Here is a 15,739-nt window from a genome sequence, read left to right as displayed (position 1 = left end):
ACTCTAACTGATATGCAGCAGACCAGTTAAACTATGAGCAGAGTTGGGCAAAAATTAACATTGTGACCCTTCGCTAAAGCCAGTAGAATACCGCTATGCTAAATTTAACTCCTCGCTTTACTGGCACTCGCATTGACGAGCTGCCCACCGCGCTACAGCCGTTAGCCGCCCAATCTCTCACCCTTGCTCGGCTTTATGCCGGCCGCGGTATCATGCAGCCTGAAGAGCTTGAGACTCGTCTGTCAGGTCTGTTGCCCGCTGAAGACTTGCATGGAGTCACGGAAGCGGTGCGCCTATTAGATGCTGCTATCGATGCTAATAAACGTATCTTGATAGTAGGCGATTTTGACTGTGATGGCGCGACTAGTACCGCGCTGATGATGCGCGCGTTGACCAAGATGGGCGCGCAAGTTGATTTTTTGGTGCCAGATCGTTTTAAGTATGGCTACGGCCTAACCCCTGAGATTGTCGAATTAGGCATCAAGACTTATCAGCCTGATTTGATTGTCACCGTTGATAATGGTATCTCAAGTCATGAGGGTGTTGCGCGCGCGCAAGCGGACGGTATCACCGTGATTATTACCGATCATCATCTAACGACGAAAGCGACGCCGCCGGCTGAAGCGGTAGTCAATCCCAATCAATTGGACTGCACCTTTGCTAGCAAGGCGCTAGTTGGAGTAGGGGTAGCGTTCTATGTGTTAGGCAGGCTTGCTAAGCTTAGACGTGAAGCTGGCAAATCATCAGTGCAAGTCAGTCAGTATTTAGACTTAGTCGCACTAGGTACTATCGCTGATGTCGGCGTACTCGATAAGAATAACCGTATTCTTGTCCACCATGGACTAAACGCGATTCGTCAAGGGCGCTGCTGTATCGGTATTCTGGCATTACTTGAGCAAGCAGGGCGCGATCCCAAGCAGCTACATGCACAAGACTTTGGTTTTGTATTGGGTCCACGGATTAATGCGGCGGGACGCATGGACAATATGCGTATCGGTATCGAGTGTTTGCTTACCGATGATTGGGGTAGCGCGCAGCGTTTAGCGCATGAGCTTGAGCTACTCAATCGTAATCGTCGGCAAGTCGAAGGTGAGATGCGCGCGCAAGCTGATCAGATCCTGCAAGCTTTAGAAGATGAGAACGCTGCCGCTGATGCTATTCATGAAGAAGATTTGGAGGGTAGCGATGATATTATTATTGCTACTAAAGTGCAAAAAAAACCAGCCGTTGACGCTAAGCGCAGCCTCGTGCTTTATCAAGACGACTGGCATCAAGGCGTCATCGGTATCGTCGCTGGCCGCTTAAAAGAGAGTCACTATCGGCCTAGTATTGTCTTTGCTCCTGCGGATACCGAGCGTACGGGAGCTGATGACGCGATCAAAGGCTCAGCGCGTTCCATCGCTGGCGTACATATTCGCGATGCTATTGAGCAAGTGGCTGAGCGCAGCCCCGAGCTTATCACTCACTTTGGTGGTCATGCCATGGCGGCGGGCTTGACTATTAAGCGTGGTAATTTTGAGGGGTTTGTAGCCGCTTTTGATAAGGTAATGGAGGAGCTGGACCAAGAGATCTTTGCCGAGCAAAAATTTACCGATGGCGAGCTGCAAGCCAGCGACTTTAGCTTATGGTTTGCCGATGAGCTGGCTGAGGCCAGTATTTGGGGCCATGGCTTTGCCGCACCGATATTCGATGGCATATTTGAAGTATTGAGCTTTAAGATATTAAAAGATAAGCATCTCAAACTTTCCTTGCGCTATCCTGGTGTGCAGTATCCTATCGATGCCATTTATTTCAACTTCGATGCTGCTGCTTGGGATTACCGCGCTGAAAAGGTGCATATCCTCTTTGAGCTTGATGTTAACGAGTGGAATGGTAAACGTAGCTTACAGCTGATGGTGAAAGACTTGGTTTTAGTAAACTAAAATCTTAACGTCGCCACTCTAATGAAGGGAACTGCCAATCGTAGCGAATGGCTAACATACGTATGCTAAAGATGACACTCATAGCAGAGATGTCAGCAATCCAAACTGCAACCCCTAAATTATACAGGGCAAAGTACAAAACACCACCAGCTAAAGCGGCACTAATATAGATCTCTTGTTGTAGTACCAGCGGAATCTCATTACAGATCATATCGCGAATGATGCCACCGACAATGATCGTAATAACTCCTAATAGCAACGCTACTGGCACATTAGCATCCATGCTATCGGCAACTTTGATACCGATCAAAGTAAACGCTGATAGACCGATGGTGTCAGAGAGTTTTAAAAACTTATCAACCCTCTTTGAATTGGGGTGGAAAAATATCTGTGTCATTATAGAAGCTATAGTAATGACTGTCAGATAGCTCATATCAACCATCCAAAATAGCGGATGCCTATCTAAAATCACATCGCGCACGGTACCACCGCCAATGGCGGTGACAATAGAGACCAATAAACAGCCAAAAACATCGAAGTTTTTGTGCTTTGCCAAAATCGTTCCAGAGACGCTACACGCAACAATACCTATCATATCGAATAGATATAATAAAGAACGCGGGTCAAAGGTAGTGATTAGGGTAGCATCTAAAGCAATATTTAACATAAGCGCGGCTAAGTTATTATTGATATCAATCAACAAGACGAATAGAAGGCAGATGCCAGTCAAACTTTACCGCTAACATACGTACGGCAAAGATAACGCCGAGCATAATAAACTCGTTAAGCCCAGGGTTTAGACCTAAATAGTCGAGTAATAGATAAGTCACTGAACCGGCAACACTAGCAGAAATATAGATCTCACGTTGTAGAACTAAGGGAATCTCATTACAGATGATATCGCGTAGCATGCCGCCAATAATGGCCGTCCAAACTCCCATCATTATGGCAATCAGGGGCGACATATCTTGATGAAGGGCGACCTTAAAGCCAATGACGCTAAAGGCGGCAAGCCCTATGGCATCGAATAATCTGAGCGCATTATCGATCTTATGATATAGATGAAAAAATACTTGTAGGACAAGGGAGGTCACGGTGATAACGATGACGTAATTAAGATCGGTCATCCAAAACAACGGATGGCGATCCAAAGCCATATCACGCAAAGTTCCGCCACCAATCGCATTAACCATCGATACTAAAATACAACCGGCGATATCGAAGCCTTTATGCTGAGCGAGCAGGGTGCCCGCGATAGCGCAAGCAATCACCCCAACCATATCTAGTAGGTATAGTAAAATATCAGGGAAAATCAAATCATTAACCATTGTTATGTTTTTCCATGCTGACTGTTCTTTATGGTAAATGGCGCTTTGTGATGAGTGGTTGCTTATATTCTATAAAAATCGAGAGCTCGTTTTATGATTAGCCGTCTTTAGCAAACAGTATCAAGCCTAAAATGATGAGTCCAATACCTAACAGACCCATAGCTGAGGGCAACATATTACCTAGAAACAACATACCGCCCATCAAGGCAAAAATCACTTCGCTCGCCTGGGTGGAGTCGACGCCAGCCACTTCACTTGAAGTCACTGCACGCTCTCGCGCATAAAGAAAAATACTGGTCGCACCGACGCCAGCTAGTAGCGCCACTAGTAACGTGTTAAATAGCTGAGAGCCGCTTGGCGCCTCAGGACGCACTATAATGCCCAATAGTAGCCAAAATGGCAAACTACCCAACGTCATCAGCCAAACTTTATTAAAGGCATCTTGTAGTAAGTCCGTTTCAACAGCAGGAATGCGGCTGATTAAATGTTGTAATAAAGACGAGGGCTGATGGCTAGCCACAGAGTCGCTAGGGTAAGAATGATCGAGATTAGGGTCAATAGCGCTAGAGAGAATGGGTGCTTCATTGACTATCGGCTGTACCCTTTGCTCATAAGCGTAGGCCTGAACCTCGCGCATCTTAGCGGTATGCTGGCGTGAATTATAGGACACTTGCCAAACCAATTGATTACCAATCGGATAACAGAAAGCGGCTAGCAGGGCAGGAAGCGCCCCCAAAAGAATCATCTCGGACATGGAGGCGCTCGCTACTGTCTCCACCGCTGAAGCCCGCAGGCCTTCACTTAGATTAACTAATACTACCCCGATGAACACCAGTAACGCGTAAGCGATGAACTTCTTATCGAAGCGCTGCCCGAAAGCGAGTAGCACCAGTAAACTTGTAACCACCGTAAACATAAAAGTCGCGGCAACCACCCAACCAGCTACATGATCACCCGCGTAACAAATACCGGTATAAAAGACGCCGAAACCAATACTACCTGTGACACACCAAAAGCGCCAATGCTGAGCAAAGATGACGCTTAGCTCCTTTAGACGGCCAAAGCCATGTTGCATCGCGATAATGACGCTAAGCATTAACCACATAAAGGTATAACGTAGGCTAGCGGACCAAAACCAATGGCCGCCGGCACTACTCATTGCTTCATTTAGGATAAAGGTCGAGCTAAACAGTGCCCCTGCCAATAAGCCTAGTAAAATAAGTTTGACCATCTTGGCATCCTTGTGCGAGCTGTATGCTTTTTTTGGGACTCACTATAAGTGACTGAATACTATAGTAGTTGAAATAACGGCGTTAATAATCAAAGTGATAATAACCAGTTACAATAACCAATAGTAATCCAATAAGTAGAAGTCTAGGATTATAGGGGTCAAAACAGTAAAGGAAAGTGCAATATGATAACAAATAATCATGCCAAGCAATATATCAATGGAGAATGGATAGATAGCGGCGATAAAAAAGACACCATCAATCCCTCGACAGGTGACGTCTTAGGCAGTTACGTTGAAGGCGGCAAAACTGAGATGCAAGACGCTATCAAAGCGGCAAAAGATACCTTCAAAAATACCGACTGGAAAACCAACCGCGATCTGCGTTATCGAGTGTTGACCAAGATGGCAGATGCATTTGAAGCTCGTCAAGATGAGCTAGCAACTATGATAGCCAAAGAGAATGGTAAAGCAATTGGTGAGGCGCAATTTGAAGCCTCTTTTGTTATGCCTAATATACGTTTCGCGGCTTCTAAAATCTACACTGAGTTTGGTCGTACGGCGGAATGGTCGGCGGGCAAGTATTCTATCTTAGTTAAAGAAGCGATAGGGGTAGCGGGTATTAGCACGCCTTGGAACTCTCCTGCGGCGCTACTGATTCGCTCGTTGGCCCCCGCGTTGGCAGCGGGCTGCACGACCGTACTGAAGATGCCGGGACAAACGGCTCTGAGTAATGCGCTTATCATGGATATTATTGCTAGCGTAGAGGATCTGCCTAAAGGGGTAGTCAATATGGTTATAGGCGAGCGAGAGGCATTACAAACCTTAGTCGAGCATCCTGATGTACCGACCATTAGTTTCACAGGCAGCACCTCAACGGGACGCGCGCTAATGAAAGAAGGCGCAGATGAGCTGAAGCTATTTGGCCTAGAGCTCGGCGGTAAAACCCCGCACCTTGTCTTTGCCGATACTGACATTGATGCTTGTTTGCCAGTCGTTGAAAAAGCGCTCACGACCTTTACCGGTCAATTCTGTATGACTGGTAGCCGCATCTTAGTCCATAAAGATATCGCTGATGAAGTGCGCGACAAGTTATCCAAACGCTTAGAGAACGTCAAAGTCGGCGATGCGATGGATACTAGCAATGATATGGGCGCGATGATCGATCAAAATAACGTAAAACGTGTCGATAAGATGGTACAAGATGCTATCGATAAAGGTGCTAAAGTACTCGTTCGCGGTGGTCCACTCAATGATAGCCAACAAGCTAAAGGCGCGTTTTATCAGCCAACCTTGTTAGAAGTCGATGACAGTCAAGCGGATATCGTACAGCAAGAGGTGTTCGGCCCGGTACTAGTATTAGAAGTGTTTGAAAGTGAGCGCGAAGCGATTGAGATGGCTAATGCCACAGAATATGGTTTGTCTGCTTGTATCTGGACCAGAGATTTAGACCGCTCGTTCCGCGTTGCCCGAGAAGTGCAAGCAGGTACTATTTGGTTCAATGATTGGGCAGTGATGCGCGATGAGTTTGAGGAAGGCGGCTATAAGCAAAGCGGCGTCGGTCGCCTGCGTGGTCAGTCAACGCTTGAAGACTTTATCGAAGTTAAACACTTGGTGTTACAGTCTGGTGTGGTCGGAGAGTAACGAGATACTAAGCTAGGTGATGAAGTAATCAAAAATCCATTTTCAATAAAAAAGATGCTGAAGTCAGACTTCAGCATCTTTTTTATTACGGTAATGTATAAGAGTTATAGAGACTGTATAACTAATCCCAATAACAGGTCTAAATAACTAGTCTAAACGTAATAGCTCATTAACCGCTGTTTTTGCACGCGTTTGCGCATCGACTTTTTTGACGATGATAGCAGCGTATAGACTATGGGTGCCGTCCTCAGATGGCAAGCTACCGGGCACCACCACAGAACCTGCGGGTACACGGCCGCGATGAATCTCGCCAGTTTCGCGATCATAGATACGCGTAGATTGACCGATATAGACGCCCATAGAGATCACTGCGCCTTCTTCAACGATAACGCCTTCAACGATCTCAGAGCGCGCACCGATGAAGCAGTTGTCTTCAATGATGGTCGGATTAGCTTGTAGTGGCTCCAAAACACCGCCGATACCGACACCACCTGAGAGATGGACGTTTTTACCAATTTGCGCGCACGAGCCGACGGTCGCCCACGTATCAACCATTGCGCCTTGATCGACATACGCGCCGATGTTGACATAGGACGGCATCAGTACCGCGCCTGCTGCAATGTAGGAGCCTTTACGAGCGACGGCTGGTGGTACGACTCGTACGCCTGCTTCCTTGAACTGAGCTTCACTCCAATCGGCAAATTTCGTCGGCACTTTGTCATAAAACTGCACATGCTCGCCGGCTGCTTGCACATAGTTGTCATTGAGACGGAACGAGAGTAAGACGGCTTTTTTCGCCCACTGATTGACCACCCATTCGCCATCCTTTTTTTCAGCGACGCGCAGGCTACCGTTGTCTAATTGCTCAAGCACTTGCTCGATAGCATCACGGACATCCTGCGGCATATTGGCTGGGCTGTACTCGTTACGGTTTTCAAAAGCTTGTTCGATCGTTTGTTGTAATGACATAAAAGTTCCCAAAATTAATAATGTAAGTTAAATGAATTTAAATTTTATAGTAAAGGTTCAACCCATTAATCTGCTGCTTATAGGCTAAAAGTTAGCTGCCGTATTGTCGCTAATTTTATGTCTTTTAGCAAATCACTTACTTATAGCTAGCTTAATATAAAAATGACCATGCAGACGTATCTGTTTTATTTCATAGCGACTATATAGCGTGTGAATAATGATTACTAGACTTTGGTAGCATGGCTATTTATCCAGTCTAAAATATCTTGATAGACGGCTTTTTTCTCTAACTCATGGAGCGGTTCGTGGCGCATATGTGGATACAGCTTAACGTCTACCTGATTAAAGTTTTGCTCATTTAAGCGGTTGACCACTTTGCGTACGCCTTTGCTCATATTACCGACAGGGTCATTTTTACCGCTGACAAATAGCATCGGAAAGTCTTTGTTAATAGTCGCGGCCCAATTTTTGTTTAGACCGGATTCCATTAAGTTAAATAGCGTTAAATAACCGTTATTGGTAAAGTCGAAACCGGTTAAAGGATCGGCTTCATAAACCTCAATACTGGCTTGGTTTTCGGTCAGCCAAGCAAACTGTGAGGAAGAAATACGGTTATCAAGTTTACTATTGAAGATTTTATTCATAATGTTAGCAAACACCGCATTTGGTTTTTTAGGAGCGATTTTGGCAAGCCATTTATTGATAGGCAAAATAACTTTGGCTAATGGATCAGCATCAGCGCTACCCATCAAAATAGCGCCTGTAAAGTTATGAGCGTGATGCTTCATTACTGTACGTACGATAAACGAGCCCATCGAATGACCCATAATGAAGTGCGGAACATCTGGATGCTTCGCCTTTAAACTATCTGCCATGATAATCACATCTTTTAATAAAGACTGCACCGGATGCTCTTCACCAAAGAAGCCAAGCTCGCTCTCTGACTTAACCGTTTTGCCATGACCGAGCTGATCATAGGTGGCGACAGCGATACCATTATCTGCTAAGAACTGCGCAAAGTCGCTATAACGACCACTGTGCTCCGCCATACCGTGAACGATCAATAGAGTCGCTGTGATCTGAGTCTCGCTATCTGTCGGCTCAAAAAAAGTATGATGCAGATAGTGGCTAGTATTCGATGAGGTAATTTGCTCGGTAGTACTCATAGTAGTGCTCATATAAAGGTCCTTGATGAGTTTAATAAATAAAAATATAGTTTTTTATCAGTTTACTGCGCGCTTGAGTCTGGTGTGGCGCGGTCATAAATGGTTCTGCCTTCCTTGATAGTCCTTACTACTTCTATATTACGGATATTATCCGCTTTTACCGTTAAAGGATTATTATCCAAAATGACTAAGTCGGCAAGCTTACCGACTTCTAAAGAGCCTTTAGAGTCCTCTTCAAAGTACTCATAAGCGGCATTAGCAGTAATTGCTTTTAGCGCTTGATAGGGGCTGGCGCGCTCATCTTTACCGATAATTTTGCCGGTGCGTGATGTGCGATTGACCGCTGTCCAGACAGAGAATAGCGGATCAATAGGGGTCACTGTGTCATCAGAATGGTTGGTGTATATTAGTCCCATGTCATCAGCAGTCGCAATAGGGCTTAAAAAGTTCGCTCGCTTAGCCCCTAAGTTTTTGATATGGACATCACCCCAAAAATAAGCGTGATTGGTAAAAAATGACGGCAGCATCTTATACTTTCTAAACGCCTCTAGTTGATCCGGACGCGCAAACTGCGCATGGATGGGCACAGTACGGCGGTCTTTATCAGCCGCTTGGCCGGTTTTTTTGATCGCATACTCATGCGCCTTGAGAATCATATCGGTAGCGCCATCACCATTATTATGGATAAAAAGCTGATTGTCCCGCGCGTAAGCTTTAGCAAACATCTCATTCATCTCATCTTGGCTGATACTAGGCAAGCCGCGGCAATCACTCTCACAATCCGCCACCGGGGTTAGATAAGGCTGAGTAAAATAAGCGGTTTTGCCTTGCGGGGAGCCATCGGCAATAATTTTGGTGCCTTGGACTTTAAAGCCATTTTGGTACCTTTTCCAAACAAAGTCTTTATCGGCTAAGTTCTTATCTAAATCACTGACGCCTGCGAGTGAGACTAAGTCGATCTTTAATTTGCCCGCATCCGCTTGTGATTGAAAAAACTCAATCGCATCACGCGTGGTTGAGCCATCTTGCGCAGTAGTGACGCCATTACTCGCATAGTAATCTTGGGTTTGATCAAAAAATTCAGCTTGCTTGGGTGTCAGCTCTTTGAGAAGCACATACATAAACGGGTACATCGCGGTTTCTTGCACTAGACCATTGGGCTCATCAGAGCCTTTAACGCGAGCGATATTGCCGCCTTCTGGCGCTTGGCTATCGGCAGTGATATCCATCGCAGCTAGGCCTTTAGAGTTCGCTACGCCCATATGTCCACTGGTATGCTGCAAATAGACGGGATTATTTGGGAGTACGCTATCGATTTCCTCTTTGGTCGGATGACGGTCCTCGGCGAGTTGCGTCTCATCATAACCCCAGCCATATAGCCATTCACCATCAGCGATATCATTATCTTCCTTATAATTTTTGAGCACTTGTAGCATTTTATCGATACTATCGACATTGCCGACAGGCGGCGGATTAAGGTCAGCTTGGCCAAAGGTATTAGAGACCATACCAAAATGGCTGTGCGGATCGATGAAACTAGGCAATAAAGTTTGGTTTTTTAAGTCAACTTGAACGGCATTTTTATATTTTGCTTGCGCCGCATTTAAGCTACCCACATAAGCGATTTTACCGTCTTTAGTCACTAGCGCTTCAACCATGTCAGGGGTATCGCCTGCCATAGTGATAATATCACCATTATAATAGACGGTCGCCGCCGACTCTGCAGATGCTTGAGCGGTGCTATTTTCTGTGAGGGTATTATCGATTGAGCTGCAACCGATTAGGCTTGCTAGAGCCATAGCTAGTAGGGTTGGTTTACCCAAGCGAGCTATCATTAGTGACTGCGACATTATCTTATCCTTAAAATTATTCTTTGTATGTTAATTACCAAACATTTTATCCATCCTACAATAGACTGACTTAAAGTGGTATTAACTTATGTTTTAATCTCAGCGGTCTCTTCTAATAAAAGCGTAAACAATGAAAAAGCTACTGATTAAAAAGCATCCTACCAAAAAACTACTGCTCGCTGGAGCAGGGCACGCACACATTGGCTTGCTACGCCGGCTTGCAAATAAGCGCTTAGATGATCTAAAAGATATAGAGGTAAGCATTATCACTGAGCAGCCGCAGACGCTTTATTCTGGTATGTTGCCCGGGTGGATGGCAGGACATTATGACCTTCGCGACATCAGTATCAACATTACTGATCTGTGCAAACGCGCCCGCGTGACGCTAGTACAGCGACCAATCGTCGCCGTCGATGCTGATAAAGAAATTGTCACTACTGCTGAAAAAAAGCATTTTCATTATCAGATGCTATCGCTAAATACGGGCGCTGATACTGATATGACTTGGCTTGACACTGATGCCCTAGCAGATGAATATTTAGAAAATACAGTCATTCCCGTACGACCAATATTCAATTTCGTCGAACAGTGGCAACAGATCCTTAAGCAAGCTAAGCAAACGAGCTCTTATAAAGTTGCCGTAGTGGGTGCGGGCGCGGCAGCAACGGAGCTGGTGATGGCAGCACAGTTTGCCTTACAGCAAATTAATGCCAATCATCAAGCTTGTCTAGTCTGCGGTGAGCATTTACTCTCAGACTTTGATGCAGGCTTTCGCTCTCGCGTCATTAAACAATTACAGCGCCACAATGTTAAGATTATCTATGAGCGCGCTGAGAGTTTAGCGGATGGGCAATTAATAATGTCTCAGCAAACGCTAGCTGCCGATGCGGTCATCGCCGCTACAGGAGTGATGGGCTCTGCTTGGACTGGTCATACTAATTTGGCTACAGTGGATGAAGGTTTTATCGCGGTCAATGATAAACAGCAAAGTATCTCGCATGACAATGTCTTTGCCGTAGGTGACGTGGCGACTCGCGTGGATCGAGAGATGGCACATTCAGGCGTGCATGCGGTATTTGGTGGCAAAGTGGAAGCCGATAACTTACTGGCCTATTTAGCAGGGGATAATTTAAAAAGCTATCAACCTAAAAACCGTACTTTGTATTTGCTCGCTTGCGGTGATAAATATGCTATTGGCAGTTGGGGTAGCTTTAGCGTAGAAGGACGCTGGGTCTGGTGGCTCAAACGTTATATCGACAAGCGTTTTGTTAACTCTTATGAGCAGAGTTTGTAGTAATGATATCAGCAATACCGATTTACGAAACAATAGTTTAGCTGCCATTGATTGTTTAGTTACACTGACTATCACCCCGCGTCACAATAGAAAAATTAAATAGTGTAATAATAAATGAGTTATCACTCAAAAAAGCTATTTATCTTTAAAGTTTTCCTATATTCTGCTTGTATACGCAGCAAATACTAAAGATTAAAACGATCATCATCCAAAGGCCACACGCTATGAAATCAACTATTGAACTGCTTGAACATACGGACTTTCCTGCGATTAAGAGGCGTAAGCTGACGACATTGCAAGTCAATATGGGCTATCTATGCAATATGTCTTGCGTCCATTGTCATGTAGCTGCCAGTCCTTATCGTACTGAGATGATGTCACGCGAGTTAGTTGAGCTGATATTAGAAGTATTACAAGCGCAAGAGATAGATACGCTTGATCTCACAGGCGGCGCGCCAGAGATGCATGAAGATTTCAAATACCTAGTAAAAGAAGCTCGCGCCTTAGGGGTTAAAGTTATTGATCGCTGTAATCTAACGATTTTGATGGAAGAGGGTTTTGAGGACATGGCGCAGTTCTTGGCGGATAATGACGTTGAAGTTGTGGCATCACTACCTTGTTATTCATTAGAGAACGTTGATAAGCAGCGTGGCAAAGGCGCGTTTGATGATAGTATCTTGGGTCTTCACAAGCTAAACACTTTAGGCTATGGACGTGCTGATACAGGCTTGACTTTGAATCTAGTATATAACCCCCAAGGCGCGACATTACCCCCCAATCAACAGATGCTCGAAGCTGATTATAAGCGTGAGCTCAAAGAACATTTTGATATCGAGTTTAATCAACTGTTTGCGCTAACTAATATGCCGATTCAGCGTTTTGGCGCGGTATTGTTAGCCAAAAACGAGTTTCACCCTTATATGGATCTGCTCAAAGATAATTACGACGCTGATAATTTAAAAGAAGTCATGTGTCGCTCGACCATCAGTGTCAACTGGTTAGGTGAGCTGTTTGACTGCGACTTTAATCAGCAACTTGAGATGCCCGTACCCAATAAGTCACGTCGACATCTACGTGATCTGCTTACTGAAGACTCTACAGGCGACGCGATAGCTATCGGCGATCATTGTTATGGCTGTACTGCAGGGCAAGGCAGTAGCTGCGGCGGCGCGCTAGAAGAGGAAGGCCAAGAACATAAACAAGACGATAAAATTGTAGATTCGGCGGTTTAAAGTTGTTAAATAGATACCTTATAAATTTTGTAATTTACTTTTACTACACTCGCTTTATTCCGTCTACACAGGACAATATTAGCTTATGAAAAAGATTTTAATTGTCCTCGTGGTTATCTTAGTCATCGCTGGTTTCTTCTTCTTTGGTTTCGATGATTTATTGACCCTAGAAGGTATTCAGTCGCGCTTAGGACAGTTCTATGAGTGGCGCAACCAGTCGCCACTATTGGTAGGCGGGTTATTCTTTTTAGCCTATGTATTAGTCGCCGCATTCTCATTGCCAGGCGCGGCTATCATGACTTTGCTCGCGGGAGCCTTGTTTGGTCTTTGGTGGGGGCTATTATTAGCTTCCTTTGCTTCTAGCATTGGCGCGCTATTTGCTTTTCTTGCTTCTCGTTATCTACTACGAGATAGCTTCCAAAGTAAGTTTGCTAATAAGCTCAAAAGTATCAATACAGGTATAGAAAAGGACGGCGGCTTTTACTTATTTACTTTGCGTCTATTGCCATTGTTTCCCTTTTTCATCGTCAATATCTTGATGGGTTTAACCACTATCAAGGCGTGGACTTATTATTGGGTTAGTCAAATAGGCATGCTGGCAGGGACTTTTGTCTACGTCAACGCTGGCGTGCAACTTGCGCAAATTGAAAGCCTTGGAGATATTATCTCCCCAGCGTTATTGGGCTCATTTGCGTTACTGGCGATATTTCCCTTATTAGCCAAAAAAGTACTCGATTGGTACAAAGCTCGCCAAGTTTATAAAGGTTGGAATAAGCCTAAGACCTTTGATCGTAATATGGTAGTGATCGGCGCGGGAGCAGGCGGACTGGTGTCTTCTTATATCGCCGCTACGGTAAAGGCTAAAGTTACGTTGATTGAAGCCAATAAGATGGGCGGTGACTGTCTAAACTATGGCTGCGTGCCGAGCAAATCGCTGATTAAAAGCGCAAAAGTGGCGCACAACATGCGTCATGCTGAAGAGTTTGGTCTACAAAACGTCGAAGTCGATTACAACTTCAAAGCCGTTATGAGCCGTATCCAGCAAGTAATCAAAAAAATTGAACCCAATGATAGTGTCGAGCGTTATACGGGTCTTGGCGTCGATGTGATCAAAGGCTACGCCACTATCATTGATCCGTGGACGGTTGAGGTTAAAGATAACGATGGTCAAGTACAGCGCCTTACCACGCGCAATATTATCATCGCTGCCGGTAGCCGACCTTTTATACCGCCGATTGACGGTTTAGAGACCGTTGATTATCTGACCAGTGATAATTTATGGGAGAAACTCAGCCATCAATCCTCGCCGCCTGAGCGCTTAGTCATTATCGGCGGTGGGCCTATTGGTTGTGAATTGTCACAAGCTTTTGCTCGGCTGGGCTCAAATGTGACTCAAGTTCAACGTGGTGCGCAGCTGCTTAATAAGGAAGATCAAGAGGTGGCTGACTATGCCAAAGAATGTCTAGAGGCCGATGGCGTACAAGTGCTACTTAATCACGATGCGGTACGTTTCACACGCGATAGTGGTGTTAATAAAGAGTGTTCAGTACAAACTTTGACAGTAAAAGACAAGCAAGGAGTAGAGAGTACTCTGGAGTTTGATGCTTTGATACTGGCGGTCGGTCGTGAGGCTCGTACCACAGGCTATGGCCTTGAGAACCTAGGCATAGATACTGAAGGCACTATCGTTACCAATGACTACCTACAAACCAAATTCCCTAATATCTTAGCAGCGGGTGATGTTGCAGGCCCTTATCAGTTCACCCATGTGGCCTCGCATCAAGCTTGGTATGCAGCGGTCAACGCATTGTTTGGCGGTCTTAAGAAGTTTAAAGCGGATTATCGCGTGATTCCTTGGGTGACCTTTATCGATCCTGAGATCGCTCGGGTTGGTCTTAGTGAAACTGAAGCCAATGAGCAGGGTATTGAGTTTGAAGTAACTCGCTATGATATTAGTGACCTTGATCGCGCGGTCACCGAAAGCCAAGCGACAGGTTGGGTAAAAGTTTTGACCGTGCCTAATAAAGACAAAATACTAGGCGTGACTATCGTCGGCCATAATGCTGGCGAGCTGCTAGCAGAATACGTGCTGGCGATGAAACATAACCTTGGACTCAATAAAGTACTCGGCACGATTCATACTTATCCCACGATGAGTGAAGCCAATAAATATGTAGCGGGCGAGTGGAAGCGTAATCATGCCCCAGAGACTTTACTCAAATGGGTAGAGAAATATCATCGATTTAAACGGAGTTAAATATGAGCTTATTTAAAAGCACTATTAGTTTTTCAAGCAAGCGTTTATTAACTAAGACAGCAGTCGCGACTTCAATATTATTGGCTAGCATGGCAAGCTATGCCGACTTTAATCATAGCGCTTGGGACAGTTTGTTAAATAAAAACGTCACGATGACCAATGGAGGCAAAGCCTCAGTCGTTAATTATAACGCTATGAAAGCGGATCAAGCTAAGCTTGATAGCTACCTGGCAGCGATTGGCAAAGTTAGTCAAGCACAGTTCAACCGTTGGAGTAAGGATGAGCAATTAGCCTTTTTAATCAACGTCTATAACGCAGGCACCGTAGATTTAGTGCTAACCAAATATCCTAATATCAAATCGATTAAAGATATTGGCGGGATTTTTAGCTCGCCTTGGAAGCAAGATTTTGTCACCGTACTGGGTAAAAAACGCTCGCTTGATGATATTGAGCACAACCTGATTCGCGGCTCTGGGCGTTATAACGAACCGCGTATTCACTTTGCGGTAAACTGTGCAAGCATTGGTTGTCCTGCATTATTGGACGATGCTTATACGGGTAGTAAACTGGATAAGCAGTTGGAGCAAGTCACCAGTAAATTCCTCACCGATAGCAGTCGCAATAGACTCAAAGGTAATACGCTTGAGGTATCGCCAATTTTTAAATGGTATAAAGAAGACTTTGAGAGCAATTGGCGCGGTACCAAAGATTTAGAAGGATTTTTGGCTCGCTATAATTCCTCCTTAGGTCTCAATAAATCACAAACGGCTGATTTAAAAAATGGCAAAACTAAGATTAGCTATACCGATTATAATTGGAATTTGAACAAAAAATAATGGCAATAATAAG

General features: G+C 44.9%; 12 protein-coding genes. 6 read left to right on the top strand and 6 right to left on the bottom strand.

Features of this window, described 5'->3' with window-relative positions:
* Positions 1-95: 95 nt before the first annotated feature.
* Positions 96-1,922: a single-stranded-DNA-specific exonuclease RecJ gene (recJ, locus tag ACS8E3_RS06925; RefSeq protein ID WP_439242612.1), complete on the top strand. Its 1,827-nt coding sequence runs from the start codon at positions 96-98 to the stop codon at positions 1,920-1,922.
* A 4-nt stretch (positions 1,923-1,926) separates the two neighbouring features.
* Here the strand turns inward: recJ and ACS8E3_RS06920 are convergent, their stop codons facing one another.
* From ACS8E3_RS06920 to ACS8E3_RS06910, 3 genes are all read right to left on the bottom strand, one after another.
* On the bottom strand, positions 1,927-2,589 hold the full coding sequence (locus tag ACS8E3_RS06920; protein ID WP_439242610.1) for a trimeric intracellular cation channel family protein: 663 nt from the start codon (positions 2,587-2,589) through the stop codon (positions 1,927-1,929).
* Between the two features lie 25 nt (positions 2,590-2,614).
* Positions 2,615-3,250 carry a trimeric intracellular cation channel family protein gene (locus ACS8E3_RS06915; RefSeq protein ID WP_439242608.1) on the bottom strand — a complete coding sequence of 212 codons (636 nt, stop codon included), beginning with the start codon at positions 3,248-3,250 and terminating at the stop codon, positions 2,615-2,617.
* A gap of 97 nt (positions 3,251-3,347) precedes the next feature.
* Complete coding sequence (locus ACS8E3_RS06910) at positions 3,348-4,481, bottom strand: multidrug resistance efflux transporter family protein (protein WP_439242606.1); 1,134 nt, start codon at positions 4,479-4,481, stop codon at positions 3,348-3,350.
* A gap of 183 nt (positions 4,482-4,664) precedes the next feature.
* Here ACS8E3_RS06910 and ACS8E3_RS06905 point away from each other — a divergent pair, with 183 nt between their 5' ends.
* Positions 4,665-6,122 (top strand): aldehyde dehydrogenase family protein, encoded by a 1,458-nt coding sequence (locus ACS8E3_RS06905; RefSeq protein WP_439242604.1) that lies wholly within the window; start codon positions 4,665-4,667, stop codon positions 6,120-6,122.
* Positions 6,123-6,269: 147 nt separating this feature from the next.
* Here ACS8E3_RS06905 and dapD read toward each other — a convergent pair whose 3' ends face one another.
* From dapD to ACS8E3_RS06890, 3 genes are all read right to left on the bottom strand, one after another.
* On the bottom strand, positions 6,270-7,091 hold the full coding sequence (gene dapD, locus ACS8E3_RS06900; RefSeq protein ID WP_201610229.1) for a 2,3,4,5-tetrahydropyridine-2,6-dicarboxylate N-succinyltransferase: 822 nt from the start codon (positions 7,089-7,091) through the stop codon (positions 6,270-6,272).
* A gap of 224 nt (positions 7,092-7,315) precedes the next feature.
* Entirely contained in the window at positions 7,316-8,257 is a 942-nt protein-coding gene (locus ACS8E3_RS06895) for an alpha/beta fold hydrolase (protein ID WP_439242801.1), read from the bottom strand.
* Between the two features lie 62 nt (positions 8,258-8,319).
* On the bottom strand, positions 8,320-10,107 hold the full coding sequence (locus tag ACS8E3_RS06890) for an amidohydrolase (protein ID WP_439242602.1): 1,788 nt from the start codon (positions 10,105-10,107) through the stop codon (positions 8,320-8,322).
* Between the two features lie 130 nt (positions 10,108-10,237).
* On the opposite strand from ACS8E3_RS06890, the gene ACS8E3_RS06885 reads away from it, so the two are divergent.
* From ACS8E3_RS06885 to ACS8E3_RS06870, 4 genes are all read left to right on the top strand, one after another.
* Entirely contained in the window at positions 10,238-11,401 is a 1,164-nt protein-coding gene (locus ACS8E3_RS06885; protein ID WP_439242600.1) for an FAD-dependent oxidoreductase, read from the top strand.
* Positions 11,402-11,625: 224 nt separating this feature from the next.
* Positions 11,626-12,633 carry an arsenosugar biosynthesis radical SAM (seleno)protein ArsS gene (gene arsS, locus ACS8E3_RS06880; RefSeq protein ID WP_439242598.1) on the top strand — a complete coding sequence of 336 codons (1,008 nt, stop codon included), beginning with the start codon at positions 11,626-11,628 and terminating at the stop codon, positions 12,631-12,633.
* 85 nt (positions 12,634-12,718) lie between these two features.
* Positions 12,719-14,890: an FAD-dependent oxidoreductase gene (locus ACS8E3_RS06875; protein WP_439242596.1), complete on the top strand. Its 2,172-nt coding sequence runs from the start codon at positions 12,719-12,721 to the stop codon at positions 14,888-14,890.
* Between the two features lie 2 nt (positions 14,891-14,892).
* The gene (locus tag ACS8E3_RS06870) at positions 14,893-15,726 is read left to right on the top strand and encodes a DUF547 domain-containing protein (protein ID WP_439242594.1); all 834 of its coding nucleotides are present in this window, start codon (positions 14,893-14,895) and stop codon (positions 15,724-15,726) included.
* The last annotated feature ends 13 nt before the right edge of the window (positions 15,727-15,739 follow it).

The sequence above is a fragment of the Psychrobacter sp. 2Y5 genome, assembly GCF_051847375.1.
GTDB lineage: Bacteria > Pseudomonadota > Gammaproteobacteria > Pseudomonadales > Moraxellaceae > Psychrobacter.
This window is presented reverse-complemented; position numbering and strand designations above follow the sequence as displayed.

What these genes read in the sequence shown, in the direction of transcription:
- recJ (WP_439242612.1), top strand. Translation starts at nt 96, where the DNA reads ATGCTAAATTTAACTCCTCGCTTTACTGGCACTCGCATTGACGAGCTG.
- ACS8E3_RS06920 (WP_439242610.1), bottom strand. Translation starts at nt 2,589, where the DNA reads ATGTTAAATATTGCTTTAGATGCTACCCTAATCACTACCTTTGACCCG.
- ACS8E3_RS06915 (WP_439242608.1), bottom strand. Translation starts at nt 3,250, where the DNA reads ATGGTTAATGATTTGATTTTCCCTGATATTTTACTATACCTACTAGAT.
- ACS8E3_RS06910 (WP_439242606.1), bottom strand. Translation starts at nt 4,481, where the DNA reads ATGGTCAAACTTATTTTACTAGGCTTATTGGCAGGGGCACTGTTTAGC.
- ACS8E3_RS06905 (WP_439242604.1), top strand. Translation starts at nt 4,665, where the DNA reads ATGATAACAAATAATCATGCCAAGCAATATATCAATGGAGAATGGATA.
- dapD (WP_201610229.1), bottom strand. Translation starts at nt 7,091, where the DNA reads ATGTCATTACAACAAACGATCGAACAAGCTTTTGAAAACCGTAACGAG.
- ACS8E3_RS06895 (WP_439242801.1), bottom strand. Translation starts at nt 8,257, where the DNA reads ATGAGTACTACCGAGCAAATTACCTCATCGAATACTAGCCACTATCTG.
- ACS8E3_RS06890 (WP_439242602.1), bottom strand. Translation starts at nt 10,107, where the DNA reads ATGTCGCAGTCACTAATGATAGCTCGCTTGGGTAAACCAACCCTACTA.
- ACS8E3_RS06885 (WP_439242600.1), top strand. Translation starts at nt 10,238, where the DNA reads ATGAAAAAGCTACTGATTAAAAAGCATCCTACCAAAAAACTACTGCTC.
- arsS (WP_439242598.1), top strand. Translation starts at nt 11,626, where the DNA reads ATGAAATCAACTATTGAACTGCTTGAACATACGGACTTTCCTGCGATT.
- ACS8E3_RS06875 (WP_439242596.1), top strand. Translation starts at nt 12,719, where the DNA reads ATGAAAAAGATTTTAATTGTCCTCGTGGTTATCTTAGTCATCGCTGGT.
- ACS8E3_RS06870 (WP_439242594.1), top strand. Translation starts at nt 14,893, where the DNA reads ATGAGCTTATTTAAAAGCACTATTAGTTTTTCAAGCAAGCGTTTATTA.